This is a genomic window from Sporomusa sp. GT1, from assembly GCF_014634905.1.
GTDB classification, from domain to species: Bacteria; Bacillota; Negativicutes; order Sporomusales; family Sporomusaceae; genus Sporomusa; species Sporomusa sphaeroides.
This window is the reverse complement of the sequence record NZ_BMBX01000002.1, coordinates 274,109-295,765: the sequence shown is the minus strand read 5'-3', so window position 1 is coordinate 295,765 and position 21,657 is coordinate 274,109. Positions and strand designations below refer to the sequence as shown.

The following is a 21,657-nucleotide window of genomic DNA, read 5'->3' as shown; positions in this document are numbered from 1 at the left end:
ATAGCTTCCCTTATAAAACTTTTATTTATAAGCTAACTCGTATAAAACCCCGACCAAAGCCTTTACCCCTTGCGCCAAGTCGCGGGGATCGGTATATTCTAACGGTGAATGACTGAGGCCTTTGTGACTTGGCACAAACAGCATTCCGGTCGGTATTACCGGCGCCATAATCTGGGAATCATGCCCTGCCCCGCTATGCATCATTTTGTAACTCAAGCCGTCTTTTTCGCATTGTTGTTTCATAATTTCTACGATGCCGGTATCCATCGGTACCGGATCAACATCCATCCACATATCAATGTGGATTCCCACACCTGCCTGGGAGGCAATTTCCTGCATTGCCGCAGTCACTTCCTCAGTAAACCTGACCAAAACATCTTTATGAGTATGCCGCGCATCTAACGTAAACAAAGCCTTGCCTGGTACAACATTGACAATATTAGGCTCGATTTCCACTTTGCCTACGGTGGCAACCAGCGGATCGCCATAGCCTTTCGTTATATCCATAATTGCGCAGATAATGCTGCTGGCCGCATGAAGCGCATCCTTGCGGTAGCCCATAGGTGTTGTGCCGGCATGATTAGCCTGGCCGGTAATCTCGATCGTGAAACGCCGCTGTCCGACAATATGCCCGACAATACCTACCGATTTTTTTTCAATTTCCAGCACGCCGCCCTGCTCTACATGAACCTCCAAAAAGGCCTTCAGGTCTTTGCGTACAGCACGTTCTGTCGGCCGGAAAGCAAAACCGGCTTTGCGCATAGCTTCCGTAAACGGTATGCCGTCAAAATCCACCATGTTTTCCACGTCTTCCCGTTTGGCAATACCTAAGATATTCTTGACGCCCCAGTAAACATACGGAAAACGGCTGCCTTCCTCTTCGGCTATGGACACCACTTCAATGTTGCGCAGCGGTTGTCCGTATTCTCTTTTTAAATACTCCAACGCAACAATTCCGGCAATAATCCCAAATTGACCGTCATATAACCCGCCGTTTTTGACGGTGTCGACATGAGAACCTGTCAGAATGGTTTCCTCCGGATATGTTGACCCTTCCAGCCGGCCAAACAAATTGCCGACATCATCATAATGCACGGCAAACCCTGCCTGCCGCATATATTTTTCTAAGTTTCTTTGCGCTTCCGTCCATTCAGGCTTATACAGGAAACGTGAGACTCCCCCTTCGGGATCTTTGCCAAATTCTCCCAGCCACTTTAAAAGCTTCTCGGTCTCTTGTCCAAAATCAAACGTGCTCATGCTTCTCCTCCGTCATAGCTAATTGTGGGCAGTAGAATTACCATCTGTACTAGAAAGTTAATCCTCTTACCTATAATCTTTCATATTTTTCGCGGTTACATCCCCCCTGCTGACATTTTTCTGTAAATTCACTCCTTTTAGCTAATAGAATTATACCGAATTTTTCTACTTTTCCACCAGTGCATACTTAGCAAATAAAGCAGCGATAATTGTGCATATTGCATAGTTCTCTCCGGCAGTGTGCATGCATGAAAGAATGCGGCAGACGGGTAGTATATTGACAGTACATCATCACTGGCGTTACAGCAAATTTTAACTCCATTAAAGGTAATTTGTACCATATCCGGCAAGGAATTTTACATTTTTTTGTCGAACAGACTTATTACTTGACTAAAATAGCAACATTAAACAGAACTGAGGGATGATCATGCATCTCACCATCAAAGATGTTTTGCAGCTTTTCCAGGAGCAGTCGGTCAACTTGGTTGCCGGTGCCAACGGCCTGAATAATATTATTTTGTCAACAAACATAATGGACGCACCCGATATAGCCAACTGGGCCAAACCCGGTGATTTAATATTAACCACCGGCTATACCTTTAAAGACGACCCGGTACTGCAAGAGCAGCTCATTCGCGAACTTGCGGCAGTCGGCATTGCCGGCCTGGCCATTAAGACCAAGCGCTTTTTGCCCGAAGTGCCGCTGATCATAAAAGCTCTGGCCGACGAGCTGAGCCTGCCGATCATCGAACTGCCGTTAACGCTGTCTCTGTCTGAAATCCTGAATCCAATTATCAGCAGCATTGCCGCACGCCAATCTTACTTACTGGGCCGCTCCAATGAGATACACAAAACCCTTACCAATGTAGCCATTAAGGGCGGCGGACTGAATGCCATTATCGCCTGCCTGGGCAAGCTTACCCAATGTCCTGTCGGCTGCTATGATATCCATGGTTCGGTCCTCAGCCACTGGCTGCCGGAAAGTATTCCCGGAGTGGATAAAAGGATTTTTAAGCAGCTGGACAAGCTGCTGTTAAACCAGGTTACTCAAAATGAGTATCTGCAGGCCAAGCTGTCCCAGGCCAAAACCCCTTATACCCAGCAGGTGACGGTAGAAGGCTATGAGCTGTTACTAACCTCGCTGGCCATCATGTCAGACAATGAATTTTTCGGCCATATCTCCCTCCTGCAGCCCACCGATGCCTTTCTGGACATAAACTGCATGGCGCTGGAACACACCTGCACTGTGGCTGCTCTCGACTTCCTGAAAAAGAAAGCCGTATCGGAGAGCCACCGCCTTTATTCCCGGGATATTCTCGAACATATTTTGTTCGGCGACCTGACCAATCAAACCACTACCGAAACCTTAGCCACCTCCAAGCTGTCCAAAGCCAAATTGCTGGAGTGCTCAGTCATTGAAATAAATGAAAGCGAAGGAGACGTAAACCTGCCGGTTATGGCTACCCGCCTGTACAAAACAACCCAGCAGTTAGTCAGTGCCCAACATCCTTTATCCTTAATTTCCGAACGAACAGGCAAAATTATCGTATTAATTGCTTTCACCGGTACACTGACCAGGCCTGACCCGGAAATATACACCCAGTTGCTGGAAGCCTTCAAAGAGCACTATACCGCAATCATCTCCATCGGTGTGGGAACAGCCGTTACCGATATCCGCTCTGTCCGCCAAAGCTACCAGGATGCTCTGACCTGCCTGAACTTAGGCCGTATCACGAAAGCCGGCGGGCATATTACCTATCCTTATGAAATTGCCAGCTATGCCTTATTGGAAAATCCGGATACCGCTTCCCTGCTTACCCATGTCTATGAAGCAACCCTGGCTAAACTAGAAAATAGTGACACACTCCATGGTACCGAGCTTGTAAAAACCTTGGAAAAATACCTGGAATATGATAAAAACTTAACCGATTCGGCCAAGGAATTATATATTCACCGCAATACGCTTACCAACCGGCTGGAAAGAATCCATGACATAACCGATTTGGATTTCAGCAACAGAGAGTTTCTCTTTGGCCTGCGGCTGGCACTCCGCCAGCGCAAACTCCGCCGGCAAAAACTCCGCTAATGGGCGTAATGGTAAGCGTCCGGCAAAAAAATGGACAAAATAAGCGAGAGGCCGGGGAATAGGTATGAGCCCCCTAATCTCTCGCTGGATGACTTGCTGTATGCTATTGTCAGCTGCTGTGCTGCTAAGCCAAAGTACGTTAAGGCAGTGGGACACCCCGGTTATGGGGTGTCCTATTTTATTTGGGCAGAATCAGGAGCAGATTACCGTGCCATTATCTTCCGTGACCGCTTGGTAAGCATTTTCCAGGGAGGTTATAATGGCTTCCCGGCCGGGGTTGGATTCAACGAACTTGATAGCCGCTTCGACTTTGGGCAGCATCGACCCTGGAGCAAAGTGCCCCTCTTTAATATATTGCCTGGCTTCGGCAACAGTGATGCGCTCCAGCCATTTTTGCTCCGGTTTGCCAAAGTTGATGGCAACCCGGGGAACCGCTGTCAGGATAATGAGGGTATCGGCATTGATTACTTCAGCCAGTTTGGCGGCTGCTTTATCTTTATCAATAACTGCGTCGACACTGGTTAATTTGCCGTTTTCGCGATATACGGGAATTCCGCCGCCGCCGCAGGCAACAACAACATCGCCGTTTTCCATGAGGCAGCGGATCGTCCCTTTTTCCTTGATATCCACCGGCTCAGGCGACGGAACAACCCGCCGGAAGCCCCGGCCGGAATCCTCGACAAAGGTGTAGCCTCTCGCCTCGGCAATCTTCTCAGCCGTTGCTTCTGAGTAAAACAGACCAACCGGTTTGGTCGGGTTCTGAAAAGCCGGATCATGCCGGTCAACAATAACCTGGGTAATGGCTGTGGAAACATGGGTGGTAATGCCTTGTTCAACAAAGGTGTTCTGCAGGGCATTTTGTAAATGAAACCCGATATACCCCTGGCTCATGCCGCAGCACTCGGCAAAGGGCATAACCGACACCTCTGAATTTTGCTGGTATGCCAGTTCAAAGGCCAGATTAATCATTCCGACCTGCGGCCCGTTGCCATGCACAATAACGATTTTATAGCCATCTTTAACAAGGCTGGCAATATGCCCGGCGGCAGCCAGGACGGCTTCCTTCTGCTCGTCAGGAGTATTGCCCAATGCATTGCCGCCTAAAGCGATAACTAATTGTTTCTTCATATAAACCTCCTAAATTCTTACATCACGGTTGCAATCTTTGGAATACACATAGGAAAATTCCTCGTCACGCCCTACAGCGTAGCAGGCCTGCAGCGAATAGGCACTCATAAAGATATAATCGCCTTTTTGCACAGGCACCCAGTCATTGTCCAGATTATACATACCCTGTCCACTCAGGAAGTAAGCGCCATGTTCCGGCAGATGGGTCTCAATATAGCCATGAGAAGCACCTGGTTTAAAGCTCAGGATATGGAAGTTGCAGTCAAAAGCCAGTTCCTTGGGCAGGAAATCCTTAATCAGCACATCTTCCATGCCTTCATATTTTATCCATTCCATTTCATTGGCATTGCCGGTGACGACATAAGGTTCATAGCCTTCCAGACGGTCGTAACGGCGTTTGTACAGAAATGCCTTGGTTACTTTGCCGCTTTTGTTCTGGAAATAGAGTTTGGTACCGGGAGGACAATAGACAAAGCCGCCCTGGGTTAAGGAGTAAGACTGCTCCCCTGCTTTAACCTCCAGACTGCCTTTAATCAAATAAAGCAGGGTTTCAATGCCTTCTTCACCAAAACCGCGTTCATTCTTGCCATCGGCGTGAATGGTAACAAGATAATCGACAAAGCTTGCGCCGATCTTGGGTGAAGCGAGAACGGTGACATCACAATTCTCAAAACCGGGAATGACATTCTTAACCAAACCATCAGGATCAAGCAATACGTAATTATCTTTCTTAACCACTGACCGGTTTGTTAACAGATCTTTTCTGTAACCGACAACATTATTAAGATAGCTCATTATTAACCTCCGTGAATTATAAATTTTAAGCCTAAGAAAAAACCGAACAAGGTGTCATTGCCGGAAGTATGGCCAAAGGCCTGTACTTCCTTGATGGTTTTTTCGATTGCAGCCAGTTCTTCAGTATCCAGCAGCTTTACCAGCCGGATAAAAGGCTCACTGGCATACCCTGCCAGTAAAGCACGGCAATAGGCCACACTGATCAAGGTGGTTCTCTCACCGGTAACCTCCCCGGCCAGCGCTTGCTTCCAGGCCGGAAACGGGCCAAACAGCAGCAGTGCCAGGGTAAAGCCGATGAGCAGGTCATCACCGCTGGGCGTCAAGCCTTTGCCTCTGCCGGCAAAAAAGCGGATAACCCGGGAATTGGCGTTGCCGTCTGTTTTGTCAGCGCTCTGTAATAACTCCACATGCCGGCCGGCTTGTTCGTCTAAATCGATGCCGATAAATGGCTCAAACTCCATTGCCGCCAAATAGTTATACAGCCGGCTGTCAGCGATTTTTTGCCTGGTGCAGGTTATGGCAGGAAGCCTTAAATCTACTTCTGCCAGCTCTTGGCAAGCAAGGGTTATGGTCCCCTGGATGCTGTAAAAAATCAGCACATCCTCTTTGTACCGGACCAAATCCCCGATTCTGACAGCGGCAAGCAGCTGCCGCAGTTTCGCTTCATCGATATTCAGCCCAAAGGCGGATAACGGGCTGCCGCAGCAGCCAATATACAGCAAATGATCCTCCATTTGCAGATTGAGCCCGCTGTTGAATTTGCTATGTACCTTACCTATGCTGACATTTTTTAGATAGAGAGGCAAGAGATTGCTCTTTGCCTCTCTGTGATATTTCACTTCATCCCTATTCAACGTCTATCCCTAGTTTTTTCGCATAGGCAATGACTGCTTTTTCAAAGCAAGCCAGCGGCGCACGCACGGTGCCGGCCCCGATCTGGCCTACTCCCTCGTTTTTATGCGCTATGCCTGTATTGATGAGCGGCGTAGTACCGGTTGCAACTACTTTTCTGGCGTCAATACCCAGGCAGGCTCCTTTGAAATCCCAGGTGGGAATACTCCAGTTGGAATTATTGGCAATACAGATGGTATCCATTTCGTTGGATACTTTCAGCGCGTCCTGGAAACCGCCCGCACCGACGAAGCGGGTAACCCCCGGAGCCGCAACCATGGCCATACCGCCGACGCCCACCGTTTCAGTGATGGCACTGTCGCCAATATCCGGGTTTGCATCGCTTTCCGAATAGCCGGTGAAGTACAGTCCGTTGGGGGTGTTAACCGGTGCGGTAAACCACTCGTCACCCATACCGCTGATTCTTACGCCGAAATTGCGTCCATTTCTGGCCATGGTGGTAACCACAGTACCGCTGGTAACTTTTCTGGCGCAGTCGACAATGGATTTGCTTGCCGCCATCATGATGTTCAGGAAGAATTGATCAGTATCGGCCAGGAATTTTATTGTCTCATATTTTTCTGTTTGGTCAATGTCAAGCTCGGTAATTAACGGAGTAATTTCTTTCAGGAATACCAGGGTGGCAGCTATATTTCTCTGGTGGAATTCATCACCCATGGTAATGGCTTTGGCAATGAGTACGTTCAGGTTCAGACCGCCCTCTTTGCGCTGCAGCGCTTTGGATAATACCGGTCCTAACGTATCTCTCATCCAGTTTAATCTATTGATGACTTCTTCTGAATAAGCACCGAATCTCAGCACTTTGCCGATGCCTTCGTTCATGATACAGTAACCGACGGAGTCATCCAGCTTATTGACAACTACCAGCACCGGCATGTTGCCTGAGGTAATGCCGCCCATCGGGCCTACGGCATTTACATGATGGCAGGGTGAGAATTTCACGCCGCCGCTTTCCAGCAGTTGTCTGGCGCTTTTTGCATCCTTGGCCCAGCCTTCGAATAATACGGCACCAATACAAGCGCCTTGTCCCGGACCGGTCATGTCCTTGTATTCGATAGGGGGTCCGGCGTGCAAGAGTACTTTGTCATTTAAGATGCCGATTACTGATTTAGCCGGCACTACATCAACCAGGAAGGGCTGTGAGATTTTCATCCTGTCAATAACTTCATTGTTGGCTGCTTCAATTTCTTCAATTTTCGCCAGCGCGTTTAAGATCTTGATAAGCCGCTTATCGCCGCCTGCCGCCGGTCTCCAGTCATATTGCACGGCTTTGCCGCCATAGGCAAAGATAGAATCGGTAAAGCTGGTAAGACCAATGTTGACAATGCGGGGTTTGGAGTTTAAGAGGTCAATTACACTGTCACTGATTTCAGGCAGTACTTTCTTTTCCCCCTGTTTTGCGACTACGTGCTTATCCTGCTCTTTGTAGTCTATCCCCTTTAATTTGAGGGCAAGCCTTACTGCCTTGGCATTGCTTTCCTCAACCAATACACCGCATTCTTTCAGGGTTTTTATTGCTGCCTGGTAGCTTTGCGGATCATACTCTGTGCCGCAAACAGTGGCGACAAAATAGAGTTTCCGCCCATTTTCCCTGGATGTTTGTATAGCTTCCTTGATAGCTGGTGATAAAGCTTTGGCCATATCGGGATGCGAGCCGTAGCCCAATACGCAGTCCAGGAGAATTACACCGGTGTTGGCGTCCTGGGCATATTCTCTGATCTTGTTAATCCTGATTTCCGGATCAATCATGGGATGGGGTTTGCCCTGGGTATAGATGTCATCTCCCAAATCCATGACCTGGTAGCCGTTGGCATTAAGGATATAACCCTCTTGTTTGGTTAATTTCCCAAGCTCCAGGGCTTCGGCGATGAGCATTCCCGCCTCGGCAGCCAGCGTACCGCCTGAATACAGTCCTTTTACGGTTTTTTCCGGTGCCAGCGGAGTCTTTACTTCGTAGGTGATGGCTTCCATATAGTTGGGTTTAACCGGTTTGTTCTTGGCCAGGTCTACGGCAATCATAGCAGTTTCTTCAAGCGTATGCGCCAAATATACATTGCCTTCATGGTGGTCGGGTTTCTCGCCGAGGAATATGGCGACTACCGGTTTGCTAAGACTATGCAGCAGTTCTACAATTTCATCCCGGACTTTCTTGGCCGGCGGTTTGGAGATAACTACAATTACGTCGGTAGGATCATGATGCTCCAGTCCCAGGATGGCATCCCGGGCGGTAATGGCGTTGACCTCTTCGCTTAAGTCACGACCGCCTGTGCCGATGGCATGCACAACGCCGCCGCCAAGTCTGTCGATGATGGTAGTAACCTCTTGTATGCCGGTGCCGGAGGCACCGACGATGCCGATGTTGCCGGGTCTGACGACATTGGTAAATGCTATGGGAATGCTGGAAATGATGCCGGTGCCGCAGTCAGGCCCCATCAGCATCAGCCCTTTTTCATGGGCCTTTTGCTTAAGTCTCACTTCATCTGCCAGCGCAATATTATCGGTGAAGGAAAACACATGCAAGCCTTTATCAAGAGCTTGTTCAATCTCCTCAACAGCGTACTCGCCGGGTATGGAAAACAGCGCTACATTGGCATCAGGCATTTCCTCCAATGCCGCGTCTATGCTGGTTACACTAAGGGCGCCTGTGCTCTTTTTCTTAACAGCCAGGTCATTCAAGAACTTATCTGCTTCACTGAGAACGGTTTCAACAATTTTTTCATCGGCAGTCTCAACTACAATAATCATATCGCTGGGAGCCGCAGCTTCCCCTTCAGCAGTAAGCAGTCCGCCATTTTTAAGGATGTCCTTATTGGCGGCAGTTCCCATCATGATAGAACATTTTGTTATACCGGCAATAGTATTAATGGAATTTGTGAGTAACATAAGATTAATAGAATCCTGGTAACTATTTTTCTTAATTACCGTAAAGAGCATTTCCATTTCCCCTTTATTGTGTTAATATTTTGTTAACTAAATCACTGTCATTATAACATTTTTTTTTTGCATTATCATTGGCATAAAAATTATAAAAATAGCGTTTTTTTTATCCTCAAAGGACAAAAAAGGAGCAGCAAAATGAACATTAAAGAAATATTAAATATGCAAATGCTTTATGGAGCAAAATTAATCGCCGGCAATAGCGGAGTTTTAAACGAAATAACCGGCGTCAATGTACTTGAGGCCACTGATATTGCGAACTGGGGGCGTTATGGCGAAGTAATCCTTACCAGTTTTTTTGCCCTGCAGCATTTGAGCGAGAGCGAGCTGGAAGTATTTTTCGAGAAGCTCCATAATGTAGGCATCAGCGCGTTCATAATTAAAATCGACAGACTGGTTACTCACATACCGGACAAAATTATTGAGCTTTGTGACCAACATGCCATTCCTTTAATCCAAATTAACAAGGATGTAAAATATGAAGCCATCATCCTGGAAATATTAGGACCCATAGTCAATAAAAATATGAACCTGCTGAACAAGTACTATGAAGTGCATAGCGAGCTGACCAAGCTGGCGCTGAAAATGCCGTCAATGGACGAAATATTGCGGGAGTTTAAAAAAATGATCCTGCGTGATGTCAGCCTTATTAACTCGACAAAAGGGATTGAAATCAGCACCAACCCCGGGCTTGCCGACATAACAGTAGTAAGTACCAGAGAAGTGCTGACTGAGAAGTATATGCATTTTAAATATGAACGTAAAGATGTGATATATAACAGCACCAATCCCCCCATAGCCGGCAAGCAGATCAGGGTTCATATACCCCATCTCGGCTATGACGACTATGAACTGGTTATCCACGAGTTGCCGGAACAAATTAGTTCAGAAGATTTCATGGTAATAGAAAATGGCGTTAAGTTTCTGCAAATGGAATTATTAAAAAAATATGTAATCTCCCAAAATCTATTTCAACAAAAAAATAACATTATCAACGACTTGCTGAATGACCGGCTGTATGAGGAAAAGGATATTGACGAGGTGCTGGAATCCCTTAATATAAAAAAACATAAGTACTATCAGGTAGTGCTTATCAAGCTTTATCCCCGGGACGAAAAGAAAAATGTGGATAAAGATCTCATGCCCCAGACGCTGAGACAAATCTGGCTTACCTTCAAAACTATTTTCAAGGACATAGCGTTTCTGGAAAAGTTGGATACCGTGGTATTTGTATTCAATTTCAACGATGAGAAAGCCGGCCTTACCCCGCCCGCCATTGAAAAAATAATGAATTCACTGGTTGCCGGCAATGTGTTTGCCCATTTTTATTACAATGTAAGCCTCAGCTCGAAAGTAGAAAAACTAAGCCTGCTAAAAGCCCACAGAGAGGTTTTGGATACGGAAAAGATATTACGGCTGTTCCATGGTTCCAATAACATATTGCCCTACGAAGAGCTGGGAATTTATAAACTGTTCCTGGACTCAAACAACCTGGACGATCTTGAGAAGTTCATATCTCCCCGAATAGCTAATTTCCGGCACCACTATCCGCTGCTGTTTGATACGCTGCAAACCTTTCTGGACACCAATCAAAACTACTTTCTTACCTCGGAAAAGCTGTTTCTGCACTCGAAGACAGTAAGATACCGGGTCGCCAAAATAAAGAATATACTAAACGTCGATTTTGCTAACCCGGAGGAACTGCTGCAGATTCAAATAGCGGCCAGACTGTTTAAACTAATTGACGGGAGAAAAAAGCATGAATGAAACAGAAATTTTCAGCTTGATAACCGCAGAAAATATAAAACTGCATGCCAGCCTGCATCGGGCAAAAAATAAAAGCAAGAACACAACAATTATCTATTTGCACGGCGGCGGACTGCTCTATGGGGTAAGAGACGACCTGCCGGAACTGTATATCAACAAATTCTTGCAGGCCGGCTATGACTTTTTGGCGTTAGATTATCCTTTGGCGCCGGAATCCAGTTTGGACCAGATTCTTACCTCAGCTTTCGCTATGCTTTCCTTCTATTTGAACAATACCGACAGTGTATTTAAGTTAAACAATAACAACTATGTGCTAATGGGAAGATCGGCAGGAGCCTATCTTGCTTTTATGCTGTGTGACAGGCTGATTAAAAACAAAGCCCGGCTGCCGGCAGCCATTATAAGCTTTTACGGCTATGCCAGGCTTACCGATAGCCAGTTCACCACCCCCAGCAAGCATTATAACCAGTTAGCCAAAGTACCGGATGAATACATTGCTAACATTATTGCAGACGGCCCGGTGACCTCCGGCCCGATGGCTGAGAGATTTTCGCTGTATATAAAAGCCAGACAGGAAGGCACCTGGTTAACCTACCTCTGCGGGCCGGAAGATCCGGCAAAATACTCATTAACAGATGAAGCACTCCGGGCGTTGCCGCCGACAATTCTGGCCGCCGCCACCTTAGACCCCGATGTGCCATACCGGATGAGCAAATCGCTGCTTAAGCTGATTCCGGATTCAACCCTGATAACCATCTACAAAGAAGTCCACGACTTTGACCGGGATCTTAACGATGAAGCAGGCAGATTAGCCTATGACGAAATAATAGAATGGCTGGAAAAGAGAGTATGACTTCTATTGCCGAACTTTTAACAAATGCACCTTTCTCGCAAATGCTGGTGTTGAACCGGTCTGCCGATTTGTCACGCAAAGTGGACAGCGCCGATATTTCGGAGACGCCGGACATTACCCATTTTATCAAACCCCATTCGCTCCTGATAACAACCGGCATGGCCTTTAAGGATGATCCGGCCGGCTTCTGTCAAATGATCGAGGATCTGAACCGGGTCCCTATTGCCGGAATCTGCGTGAAACTGGGCCGTTTTATCGACAGCCTCGAGCCCTCTATTCTCGCAACCGCCGATAAGCTTGGTTTCCCCCTGATCCAGATTCCGAACTCCTGGACACTGGGTGTAACCTGCCATCATCTCCTTTCCTATCTCTGGAATGTGGAAAACCAGCAGCTGCTAAGCGCTTTGAAAATCCAGCATGAATATTCCCAGATGCTTGTCAAGGACACCCCGATTTCCACAATTCTCACCCATCTCAGCCGCACAATCCGGCAGACAGTATTTTTAACAGATCCCTTTTTTGAAATCATTGACACTTCCCTGCCCAGAGGTACAAAAACCGGTGAAATGGAAGAGACGCTGGCTGCCATAAAAAGCTCTGACAAGCTGAAAGACTCACCGGCCGCCGCCATACCCTCTTCGCTCTATATTCAGGCCCCCCATCCGTTTACCGCATGGTTCTTTCCCGTTTGGGCCGCTTCTGCCCACCCCCACCTGCTGATTGTGCTGGAAAAAGAAAAAATCCCTTATCCTTTCTCCTATCTGGTCATTGAGCAGACTGCCGCCGCCATCGCTTTTTCCCTGTATAAAAACCAAAAGCTTAAAGAACTGCACCGGCGAATGCGCGAGGATGTTTTGCGGCGGCTAACCCATAATGCCAGCAATATTGACACCGCCGTTTTTCTGGGGCAGGGCAGCGATCTTGGTTTGATTGCTTCCGATTACTATCAATTCCTGGTTTTAGGAATTGACGATCTGGTGGAGGAGCAGCATTCTGCACGGTTTGACCTGTATTCCCTTGTGTACGACTGGCTGGAACGCCATACTGAAATTCTGGGTAAAACCGCTCTTTTCTTTTCTTCCCACAAAAGTGAAAAAATATTAGTACTCTTGCAAAGTCCTGTCGAAAACTTGGAAAATGCCATTGCCTTCATTAGCGAGCAAATGACCACCTATCTCTCTGTTTCCATTTCCTGTGCCGCAGGGAATCCGGTTAATTCGCTTCAGTCTGTGGCCTTCTCGCGCATTGAGGCCGAAGAAGTGTATCACCAATGCAGGCGGGAGGGTAAAAAAGCATTTTTCCGCACTTATTTTTCCCAGGATGTTGCGGAGCTTTTGCGTTTTGTCCCGCAGGACCATGCCCGCCACTTCTGTACCTGTGTGTTAAAATCGCTGGCCTACCCCCAGCAGGAAACACAGGTTATCCTCCGGCAAACACTGCAAACTTACCTGGATTGTCAGGGCGATATCGCCGAAACGGCCCGGGCCCTCTATATCCACCGCAACACAGTAAAATACCGGATCGCCAGATTAAATGAAATATTAGACACGCCGCTCTCCAACCCGGATTTTTCCCTGCAGCTCCGGCTGGCCCTGCTGTTGTCCGAATCGTGAGACCGTCAACAGTCCTGAGGCGCGGGTGGCCGTTGTGCATAAGCGGAGGTTAAGCGCCAGCGTCGCAGTGTTGCATGACGGCCGCCCGCACCGACAGACAAATAAAGCCCGGGAACTTATGAAGAAAACCTTCATAGTCCCCGGGCTTTTTACCTGCTCGTTATGCGTTTAGTCTAATGTATCGGAAGCAAAAGCGCTTTTTCCCTCATAACGGTTGAAATGGATGTCATCACTGACAAGATAATCATAAATTTCTTTTACAATGGGAATGCCGTTCTTTTCATAATCCTGAGCTTTCTTTTCGGAAGATTCACCAGGAACCAGCACCCTGTCAAAACCGGCAGCCGGGCGAAGTGCATGAATCTCATCCACCATTTTGCGTATATTGTTTTTGAAATTATCAAGACCGATAAAATGCTCCGGATTGATTACCAGATGGATTTGTCCCAGTTCACGACCGGCAGAAAGGTCGGCATACATCGAACTTACATGACCGCCAAACGGAATGCCCAGCAGGGAGCCGCACAAGATATCAACCATCATCATCAGGCCGTATCCCTTGGAACCGGCAATAGCCACAAGACCGGCAACGGCAAAGGGGTCGGTGGTAGGATGTCCGGTTTTATCTACCGCCCAGGTGTCGGGAATTGCCTTGTTTTTAGATCTGGCATCGATAATTTTGCCCCAGGCCCCTACGGTAGTCGCCATATCAAATACAATGGGCGGACCACCGGCACAGGGAGCGGCAAAACCGATAGGATTTGTGCCGAAATACGGGTCGGCGGAACCGTAAGGCACTACCATCGGGTCAGACTGGCACATGGACATACCAATCATATTTTCGTCGGTAGCCATTCTGAGGAAATAGGAGAGCGTGCCGCAGTGCCCCAGATTGCGCATGCCGACAAAACCAATTCCGGTTTCTTTAGCCATCTTGATGGCTTCAATCATACCGTTTGTGGCAACAACCATTCCTACCGCATTGTCCCCTTCGTAAATGCCGGTGCTCGGACCGGTTTTTCTAAAGGAAAAATTCGGCTTTGCATTGCTGCCGCCTTTGTTTATCCGTTCTGAATAATATTCCACGCGCACAGCCCCATGGGAATGTACACCTCTGCTGTCGGCATAGGCTAAATGATTAGCAACCTCCTGCGCATGATCCTCAGGCAAACCAGCCTTCATTACCTTATTTTTAATCAACTGATGCAATTCTGCTTTGGTTACTAAGACCATTTCCTGTTGACTCATAATAAAATAACACCCCTTCTGTTTCTTAATCACTTGACCTTAATAGCTTTTCCTTAATTGTACTTTTCTTACGGCTTTTTTGCATCATCCACACAGGCCAATTTGTCCGGCTTGATTTGTCTGTTTTAAACAAAAGGCCTCCCGGCCGCACGTGCCGGACCTTGTGTTGCGCGCAAAACTCATACCTTCCGGCAGACGCAAAAAGACGGGCTTACCCCGCTTCCTGTTCGCAATGACGCAGAGTTCTCCTGCCATTGTGAGCGCGTGGGGCAAGCCCGCCTTTTTACTTAACCGGCAAAATTACCGTTTTTAAACACAGATATTGTCTCACCGTTTGCCGTAATGCCTGTAATCTCAAGATCAGGGGTGCCGATCATAAAGTCAACATGCACCATAGAATCATTTACGCCGGCTTGTTCCAATTGCTGCGGGTTCATGGACACACCATTTTCGATACAAATGGGATATGCCTTGCCGATGGCAAAGTGGCAGGAGGCATTTTCATCAAACAGAGTGTTATAAAACAAAATATTGGAATTGGAAATCGGCGAATTATGTGGTACAAGCGCCACTTCCCCCAGATAATGAGAGCCTTCATCGGTTTCAATCAGCTTCTTCAGCACTTCCAGACCCTGGCCGGCTGTGCAGTCAATAATGCGGCCTTCTTTGAAAGTAAGTGAGAAGTTATCGATAAGTGTACCATTATAATTTAAGGGCTTGGCGCTGAAAACAATGCCGTTTACCCCTGTCTTTTTCGGCATGGTGAATACTTCTTCTGTCGGCATGTTGGCAACAAATTCAATACCGGCGGTGGTGTGTTCCGGCCCGCCAAGCCAGATATGCCCATCAGGCAATTCCACCTTAATATCGGTTCCCAGTGAATTTGTATAATGCAGCAGGGTAAATTTGTGGGCATTTAATTTATTCATACTTTGTTTCAAGGCCCGGCTGTGTTCCTGCCAGGCGGCAACCGGATCAGCAGTATCCACCCGCACCGCCTTCACGATGGCTGTCCACAGTTGCCGGGCAGCCTCCTCGTCTGCCACTTCGGGGAATACCCGCTTGGCCCAGGCAAGGGTGGGCACCGATACAACGCTCCAGGCATTCTTATTGCTCATGGTATGTTCACGGTATTCCTTAAGCGCTATATTGCTGGCCTTTTGTACCCTTACCACCCTTTCAGGGTTTACCTCCTGCAGCAGCTCAGGGTCTGATGCCGCAATACTGACAAAGGCGGCCCCTTTTCTTACATAGGACAGGTAAAAATCCTTTTGCCATTCAGGGAATTCATCAAAAATCTCATCAGGTGCATGCAGAAATTTAATCTTGGCCGACAGCTCGTCTTTCCAGTTCATAACTACTTCCCGCGCACCTGACGCATAAGCTGCCGTGGCAATGGCCCGGGCAAACGGAGCGCATTCAATCGGTGAGGTAATGACCAGCGTCTGGTTGGGTTGAATGTTAACTCCGGTTTTGACTACCAATTGCGCATATTTCTCTAAAACTTTATTATCCATTATGGCTCCTTTCTCTTGCAAACAGAGATAACAATATATTACTCACTTTATTATGATCTTATGAATAAAAGACCTGAACCTATGACAAAGTTCAGGTCTTTGAATCCTATTACTGCTTACGCTTGCAGCAAATCTGCCGCCGCCGCACTCACCAATGCCACCGCCTCAGTTAATGCCGCTTCATCAAAGTCGAACCGTGAATCATGGTGTCCGGCAGCCAGTGCCGCCCCAATCATAATATAGGCTGCCTTGCCGCCGCGCTGCTGCACCCGTTCCATAAAGTAAGTGCAATCCTCACTGGCGCCAAAGTAACAGCTAGGCATAATCTCTTTAAAAATACCCAGTCCTTCGGCAACCTTTTCCACCCGTTCCACAAGGCAAAGGTCATTCTCAGCTCCTGCCGCGCCGCCCATTTCCCGGGTTTCCACCTGTACGCCGTACATGTCGGCAGCAGCCTTGATAATCCGCTGCGACTCGGTAAACATGTATTCATTGAGAGCGCTGGTTGTGCCGCGCGTCTCTAATTTGATAATCGCATTGGCCGGCAGCACATTGCGGCCGGTTCCGGCCTCAAGCTGGCCAACATTAATCCGGGTCGGTCCCTGACTGTGTCTGGCAATGGCATGCAGGTTAAGCGCTGCCGCAGCCGCTGCCAACAGGGCGTTGCGGCCTGCTTCCGGCGCGGCGCCGGCATGGGCGGGAACACCGGTAAATATGGCGTCAAGCTTAGTGGTAGCCAGGAAGCCCTCAATGCGGCAAGCCAGCTGGCCGGTTTGCTTGGTATTGAAGCCAAGATGCAGACCCAGAAAGTAATCCACATCATCGACTATCCCTTTGACTGACATCGCCCGGGCACCCCGTACCCCTTCCTCGGCCGGCTGGAAAATAAGTTTAATCGTACCGCTAAGCTGTTCTTTGACAGAAGCCAATATCTCGGCAACAGCTAAACCGACAGCGGTGTGACCGTCATGGCCGCAGGCATGCGCAGCCCCACGGTTAACCGAGGCAAAGCCTTCTTTGAACGGCCGGTGGCTCACATCCTCTGCCTCCACCACATCATTGGCATCCATATCAAACCGCAGACCAACCGTAGGCCCGGGCTTAGCACAGGTCAGCACACCGATAACCCCGGTTTTACCGCCCTGCAGCTTATCAACCCACTGCGGATTTGCCCCTTGCTCCAACGCCCGTTTGGCATGCCGCTCCAGTTCGGCTGCTGCCGGCACGCCCATCATCGCCTGGGCATCAATAACTTCATCACCGGCAAATACCTGATACCCCAGCGCCGACAGCGTATCGGCCACTATGGCTGCTGTGCGGAATTCCGTCCAGGCAGACTCAGGATATTTATGAAAGTCCCGGCGCCTGGCAATGGTTTTCTCGGTTAGTTTTTCAGCTAGCGCTACAAAATTTATTCCCATAAACTCCTCCAAAAAATTTATATAATGCTTAAGGCTGCAGCAGTCTGCGCTACAGCAGCACCAGCATGGTCGTTATCGCGGCCAGCACCATGGCCGGCGCATTGCGTTTGGTCAATTCAATCGGATTGACTTTGGCTAAACCGGCGCATACAATAGCCGCTCCGGCAACCGGCGACATGGATCGTCCCAGCGCACCAACCACCTGAGCCTGCTGGCCCATCTCAATAATGCCGAAACCGAACTGCGCCGCATGCGGCGTAATGGCACCGTTGAACGCCAATGTGGCGGCGTCACCGGAACCGGAAAGGACAGCAATAATAAACGGACCGAAGGTGGCAGCCAGTTTGGCAATGCTTTCCGAATGTTTCATAGCTTCAATCAAAGCACCGGTAAGCCCAATAAGCTTCATGCCTTCGTTAAAGACGGCAGCTGCCACTATGATACCCACAACACTGCCAAAAGCATCCCCCATACCGGCAAAAAACTGCTTGGAAATTTCCTGGGCATTGACCCAGGTAACAACAAAACCAAGGATTACGCCAAACAGCATGGCTTGAGGCACGGTGACCTCAGGAATAACCTGCACCTGCTTGCTGCCTAATACCAGCAGCACTAATGGCACAATCGGCACCATGGCTTTAATGATGTTGACTTTGAATTCTCCTAAATCATTACCGTCAATAACCGACTGTCCCTCAACATGATGTTCTTTGCGGATATAAGCAACTGCCGTCAAAGTAATCACAACAACTGCCAAAGCCGCTAAATCGGCCGGAGTTAATACGGCAATTACTGTCATAACATCGGTATTGGCCAGTTTGGCAACAAAGGGATTATGAGTAGCGCCAGGACTTAACGTACTGCCCCAGGTTCCGGCCAGTACGGCACTGCCGGCGATAGCCGGATGAACCCCGGCCCCAATCAGAGCCGGAATCATGATCGCGCCAACGGCAGCAGCGCAGCCGGCGGCACTGGGTAAAGCAATATTAATAGCAAAGGTTATAATAACTGTGCCGGGAATCAAAACAGCCCGGAACTTTGTTAACCCGCCTGCTAATAAGTGAACCAAATGAGCATCGCATTTTGTTAATTTCATGACATACGCAAACCCCATAACGGTACAAATAACCGTAACCAATGTGGGGTTAACCATGGCTTTGCCAAAGGCATCAATAGCCTCAAGCGGCTTTCCCGAAAGCAGCGCCATGAGAAGACCGGAAACAAATAAAACCATTCTCGTCTCATACCGCTTAATGATTGCTGCAAACGTCAATAAAACAATGATAGCGCCTAACCAAATCATCGCAAATTCCCCCATTTCCACTTATTCATTATTACACCTGAGAAAGGATAACATAGCTGTAAATGTTCTTCACCCAGACACTCTTATCCTGCAAACTTAAACAGGTTGGGAAAAAAATCAATACCCTCAGGTATGCAAAATAACCCAAGCAGCCTGCCTTTAAACCGGCAGGCTGCTTGGGTTATTTCCCATACGTTAGCCCGGAATCAGTGCCCGCCGCAGCAGCCACCACCATGACCATGCTGATGCTGACCACCACCACAGGCATGTTTTACGCCATTGTCCAGCTTCATTTTTTTCATACTGCCACATGTGGGACAGGCAATCTCATATCCGTGTTTACCGCCGTCCGTACAGGGAGCCTCTTCCCACACATGCTTACACTCTACACATTCAAACACCCGGTTTTTCATAATATAATTCCCTCCTTCAATAATAATGACCCGCCCTTCTACTAGTGCCATCGCCACCTTGATCCTGGCAGACTGTAAAATTCTCTGAAATGTGGGTCTGGATAGTCCCATGACTGATGCACAAACAGCCTGCTCAAAACCCCTGACATCTTTTAAGCGAATGGCTTCCAGCTCTTCTATCTGAACAACAATCGGCTTCTGGCCGTTCTCCCTGTCGGGAGTAAATTTCCGGCATAAGGGTTCTTCGTCAACCAAACCGCAACAACGCTGTCTTGGCACCAATCATCAGGCCTCCTTAATTGAGCATATGCCCAATTACATTATATACCAGAGCTTGGGGGATTTCAATAGGAGTACAATAAAAAACTGAGGCTAATGGAACCGCCATTAGCCTCATGACCCTATTTCACAATATCTGCGCCAAACCACTTTTGCGAGATTTGGGCGGAAGTACCGTCTTTTTTCATTTCATTCAGCACTGTCTGCACCTTGTCGCGAAGTTCTTTATCTTCTTTTCTAAAGCCAACGCCATAGTTGCCTACTTCGCCCAGCGGCTTTTCGATCACCACATATTGGCCCATTTCTTTAGACATATAGTATCTGCCAAGTATTTCATCTGTCACGACAGCGTCGAGCCGCCCTGATTTAAGGTCCATAAATGCGGAAATACAATCCGGATATTTTTTGAAGTCTTTTAAAGAAGCTTTCAGTTGATCATCCTTGGTCACTACCTCGTCGCCAATACTCGACTGCTGCACACCCACCACTTTGCCGGCCAGATCGGCAGAGCTTTTAATTGGCGAACCGGTAAGCACAAAGATGAGCTGCTTGCTTTCCATATACGGATCGCTGAACAATACATTCTTTTTGCGCTCTTCCGTAATATTCATCCCATTCCACAAAGCATCAATCCGCTTGCCGTTTAATTCCGACTCTTTCGTGCTCCAGTCAATCGCTTTAAACTCTACATCCAGCTTTAGTCTTTTCGAAACTTCTTTTGCCATGTCGATATCAAAGCCAACTATGTTATTCTTATCATCCCTAAAGCCCATTGGCGGAAAACTGTCATCCAAACCAATGACAATCTTTTTTACCGACGCTTTCGTTTCAGTGCTGCCGCACCCCGCCAACATCATCCCTGCTAACATCAGCATTACTACCAATATAATTGCTTTTTTCATATAAACCCTCCGCCTATATTAATCTATTTAAATTTATAAACCTATTTTACTTTAATTTAATAAAATGCGAAAGGGTTAAATTGATACAGAAATAAAAGTTTTACTGCTTTTTTGACAAACTATCTCCTATATTCTCGCTATCTTGCAATGCCAAGCATAGCTTTACAAAAAGCATTTTGTTGCGTATTATGTAATTGATTATTATTATCAATAAGCAGGTGCTGTTATGAAACAAATACGGGATAACGCTTTATATTGTGCCGATATAAAAATAAGCAGGCAGTCAGACGGTTGTACCGTTTACGAACTGGAGAATGCCGAAGGAACAGGAAGTATCACCAGTTATCAGGTTTTCCCCGGTGTCAGTCTGGCGTACAACGATTTTCATACAGGTAAATGCCCTCAGCACATTTTGGAAGACAGGGATATCTTGGAGATCAACCATTGCCGCGAAGGAAGGTTTGAATGTGAATTTATCAACGGCCTGTACACGTATTTGAGTGCAGGCGATCTTGCTGTCAATCCTTTGATGAGTAACCGGGTTATGCATGCCACCTTCCCTCTGGAACATTATCACGGCGTATCAATCCTTATTGATCTCCAACAGGCCGCTACCATGATTCCCACCGTATTAAAGGATATTTCAATTGATTTATATGCCCTGCGCGATAAACTATGTGCCGGCGACCGCTGTTTTATCATCCGGGCCAAAGATTCGATACGGCATATCTTTTCGGAACTCTATACCATTCCCGATGAAATAAAATACGGCTATTTCAAATTAAAGGTGCTGGAATTGCTGCTTTTTCTCAGTGTCATTGATGCTTCGTCACAAGCCGAAGATCGTCCGTATTTTCAGAAAAGCCAGGTAAACAAGATCAAACAAATCAAACAATTGTTAACACAGCATATCGAATATCATTTTACCTTAGAGGAATTATCAAGACGATTCGATATATCCCTCACTGCCATGAATTCTTGTTTTAAAGCAGTTTACGGCATGCCTATTTATACGTATATACGGAGGTATCGCATGCAGGCAGCAGCCGCTATGCTGTTACAGACGCAAGACAGCATCACGGTAATTGCCGGTAACGTCGGCTATGAAAATTCCAGTAAGTTTGCCAGCGCCTTTAAGGCTGTTATGCATGTCTCTCCTTCAGCTTACCGGAAATCGCATTGACTAAATGGAGCTAAAACAATTTATATGGAGTATTAGTTCCCCG

At 47.6% G+C, this 21,657-nt stretch carries 16 protein-coding genes; 5 read left to right on the top strand and 11 right to left on the bottom strand.

Annotation, left to right across the window (positions count from 1 at the left end; translation table 11 throughout):
- Positions 1 to 21 precede the first annotated feature (21 nt).
- Positions 22 to 1,257: an allantoate deiminase gene (allC, locus tag GT1_RS04915; protein WP_075756945.1), complete on the bottom strand. Its 1,236-nt coding sequence runs from the start codon at positions 1,255 to 1,257 to the stop codon at positions 22 to 24.
- A 427-nt stretch (positions 1,258 to 1,684) separates the two neighbouring features.
- On the opposite strand from allC, the gene GT1_RS04910 reads away from it, so the two are divergent.
- Complete coding sequence (locus GT1_RS04910) at positions 1,685 to 3,343, top strand: PucR family transcriptional regulator (protein ID WP_223226059.1); 1,659 nt, start codon at positions 1,685 to 1,687, stop codon at positions 3,341 to 3,343.
- Positions 3,344 to 3,535: 192 nt separating this feature from the next.
- Here GT1_RS04910 and arcC read toward each other — a convergent pair whose 3' ends face one another.
- The 4 genes from arcC to fdrA all read right to left on the bottom strand — a co-directional run bounded on the left by arcC (position 3,536) and on the right by fdrA (position 9,112).
- Complete coding sequence (gene arcC, locus GT1_RS04905) at positions 3,536 to 4,471, bottom strand: carbamate kinase (protein ID WP_188397783.1); 936 nt, start codon at positions 4,469 to 4,471, stop codon at positions 3,536 to 3,538.
- Between the two features lie 9 nt (positions 4,472 to 4,480).
- Complete coding sequence (gene allE, locus GT1_RS04900; protein WP_188397782.1) at positions 4,481 to 5,266, bottom strand: (S)-ureidoglycine aminohydrolase; 786 nt, start codon at positions 5,264 to 5,266, stop codon at positions 4,481 to 4,483.
- Between the two features lie 2 nt (positions 5,267 to 5,268).
- Positions 5,269 to 6,000, bottom strand: a complete 732-nt coding sequence (locus GT1_RS04895; protein ID WP_188397781.1) for a DUF2877 domain-containing protein — start codon at positions 5,998 to 6,000, stop codon at positions 5,269 to 5,271.
- A 112-nt stretch (positions 6,001 to 6,112) separates the two neighbouring features.
- Positions 6,113 to 9,112: a DUF1116 domain-containing protein gene (gene fdrA, locus GT1_RS04890; protein WP_188397780.1), complete on the bottom strand. Its 3,000-nt coding sequence runs from the start codon at positions 9,110 to 9,112 to the stop codon at positions 6,113 to 6,115.
- Positions 9,113 to 9,253: 141 nt separating this feature from the next.
- Here fdrA and GT1_RS04885 point away from each other — a divergent pair, with 141 nt between their 5' ends.
- From GT1_RS04885 to GT1_RS04875, 3 genes are read left to right on the top strand one after another with little or no spacing between them, the layout of a single operon-like run.
- Complete coding sequence (locus GT1_RS04885; RefSeq protein WP_188397779.1) at positions 9,254 to 10,882, top strand: PucR family transcriptional regulator; 1,629 nt, start codon at positions 9,254 to 9,256, stop codon at positions 10,880 to 10,882.
- The gene (locus GT1_RS04880) at positions 10,875 to 11,735 is read left to right on the top strand and encodes an alpha/beta hydrolase (RefSeq protein WP_188397778.1); all 861 of its coding nucleotides are present in this window, start codon (positions 10,875 to 10,877) and stop codon (positions 11,733 to 11,735) included. The genes GT1_RS04885 and GT1_RS04880 overlap by 8 nt, the downstream gene beginning before the upstream one ends.
- Positions 11,714 to 13,348: a PucR family transcriptional regulator gene (locus GT1_RS04875; protein ID WP_188397777.1), complete on the top strand. Its 1,635-nt coding sequence runs from the start codon at positions 11,714 to 11,716 to the stop codon at positions 13,346 to 13,348. The genes GT1_RS04880 and GT1_RS04875 overlap by 22 nt, the downstream gene beginning before the upstream one ends.
- Before the next feature lie 168 nt (positions 13,349 to 13,516).
- Here GT1_RS04875 and allD read toward each other — a convergent pair whose 3' ends face one another.
- From allD to GT1_RS04845, 6 genes are all read right to left on the bottom strand, one after another.
- Positions 13,517 to 14,596: an ureidoglycolate dehydrogenase gene (gene allD, locus GT1_RS04870; RefSeq protein WP_075756936.1), complete on the bottom strand. Its 1,080-nt coding sequence runs from the start codon at positions 14,594 to 14,596 to the stop codon at positions 13,517 to 13,519.
- Positions 14,597 to 14,883: 287 nt separating this feature from the next.
- Entirely contained in the window at positions 14,884 to 16,113 is a 1,230-nt protein-coding gene (locus GT1_RS04865) for an aminopeptidase (protein WP_188397776.1), read from the bottom strand.
- Positions 16,114 to 16,229: 116 nt separating this feature from the next.
- A complete protein-coding gene (locus GT1_RS04860; protein WP_188397775.1) occupies positions 16,230 to 17,534 on the bottom strand; it encodes an amidohydrolase in 1,305 nt (434 codons plus the stop codon).
- Between the two features lie 49 nt (positions 17,535 to 17,583).
- Entirely contained in the window at positions 17,584 to 18,837 is a 1,254-nt protein-coding gene (gene dcuC, locus GT1_RS04855) for a C4-dicarboxylate transporter DcuC (RefSeq protein ID WP_075756934.1), read from the bottom strand.
- Positions 18,838 to 19,043: 206 nt separating this feature from the next.
- Positions 19,044 to 19,529 (bottom strand): DUF134 domain-containing protein, encoded by a 486-nt coding sequence (locus tag GT1_RS04850; protein ID WP_188397908.1) that lies wholly within the window; start codon positions 19,527 to 19,529, stop codon positions 19,044 to 19,046.
- 122 nt (positions 19,530 to 19,651) lie between these two features.
- A complete protein-coding gene (locus tag GT1_RS04845; protein WP_188397774.1) occupies positions 19,652 to 20,431 on the bottom strand; it encodes an amino acid ABC transporter substrate-binding protein in 780 nt (259 codons plus the stop codon).
- Positions 20,432 to 20,657: 226 nt separating this feature from the next.
- Here GT1_RS04845 and GT1_RS04840 point away from each other — a divergent pair, with 226 nt between their 5' ends.
- Positions 20,658 to 21,614, top strand: coding sequence for an AraC family transcriptional regulator (locus GT1_RS04840; protein WP_188397773.1), 957 nt, complete (start codon positions 20,658 to 20,660; stop codon positions 21,612 to 21,614).
- Positions 21,615 to 21,657 lie beyond the last annotated feature (43 nt).

Bases quoted from the DNA above. Each gene is read 5' to 3' on its own strand.
- allC (WP_075756945.1), bottom strand. From the start codon at position 1,257: ATGAGCACGTTTGATTTTGGACAAGAGACCGAGAAGCTTTTAAAGTGG.
- GT1_RS04910 (WP_223226059.1), top strand. From the start codon at position 1,685: ATGCATCTCACCATCAAAGATGTTTTGCAGCTTTTCCAGGAGCAGTCG.
- arcC (WP_188397783.1), bottom strand. From the start codon at position 4,471: ATGAAGAAACAATTAGTTATCGCTTTAGGCGGCAATGCATTGGGCAAT.
- allE (WP_188397782.1), bottom strand. From the start codon at position 5,266: ATGAGCTATCTTAATAATGTTGTCGGTTACAGAAAAGATCTGTTAACA.
- GT1_RS04895 (WP_188397781.1), bottom strand. From the start codon at position 6,000: ATGGAGGATCATTTGCTGTATATTGGCTGCTGCGGCAGCCCGTTATCC.
- fdrA (WP_188397780.1), bottom strand. From the start codon at position 9,112: ATGCTCTTTACGGTAATTAAGAAAAATAGTTACCAGGATTCTATTAAT.
- GT1_RS04885 (WP_188397779.1), top strand. From the start codon at position 9,254: ATGAACATTAAAGAAATATTAAATATGCAAATGCTTTATGGAGCAAAA.
- GT1_RS04880 (WP_188397778.1), top strand. From the start codon at position 10,875: ATGAATGAAACAGAAATTTTCAGCTTGATAACCGCAGAAAATATAAAA.
- GT1_RS04875 (WP_188397777.1), top strand. From the start codon at position 11,714: ATGGCTGGAAAAGAGAGTATGACTTCTATTGCCGAACTTTTAACAAAT.
- allD (WP_075756936.1), bottom strand. From the start codon at position 14,596: ATGAGTCAACAGGAAATGGTCTTAGTAACCAAAGCAGAATTGCATCAG.
- GT1_RS04865 (WP_188397776.1), bottom strand. From the start codon at position 16,113: ATGGATAATAAAGTTTTAGAGAAATATGCGCAATTGGTAGTCAAAACC.
- GT1_RS04860 (WP_188397775.1), bottom strand. From the start codon at position 17,534: ATGGGAATAAATTTTGTAGCGCTAGCTGAAAAACTAACCGAGAAAACC.
- dcuC (WP_075756934.1), bottom strand. From the start codon at position 18,837: ATGATTTGGTTAGGCGCTATCATTGTTTTATTGACGTTTGCAGCAATC.
- GT1_RS04845 (WP_188397774.1), bottom strand. From the start codon at position 20,431: ATGAAAAAAGCAATTATATTGGTAGTAATGCTGATGTTAGCAGGGATG.
- GT1_RS04840 (WP_188397773.1), top strand. From the start codon at position 20,658: ATGAAACAAATACGGGATAACGCTTTATATTGTGCCGATATAAAAATA.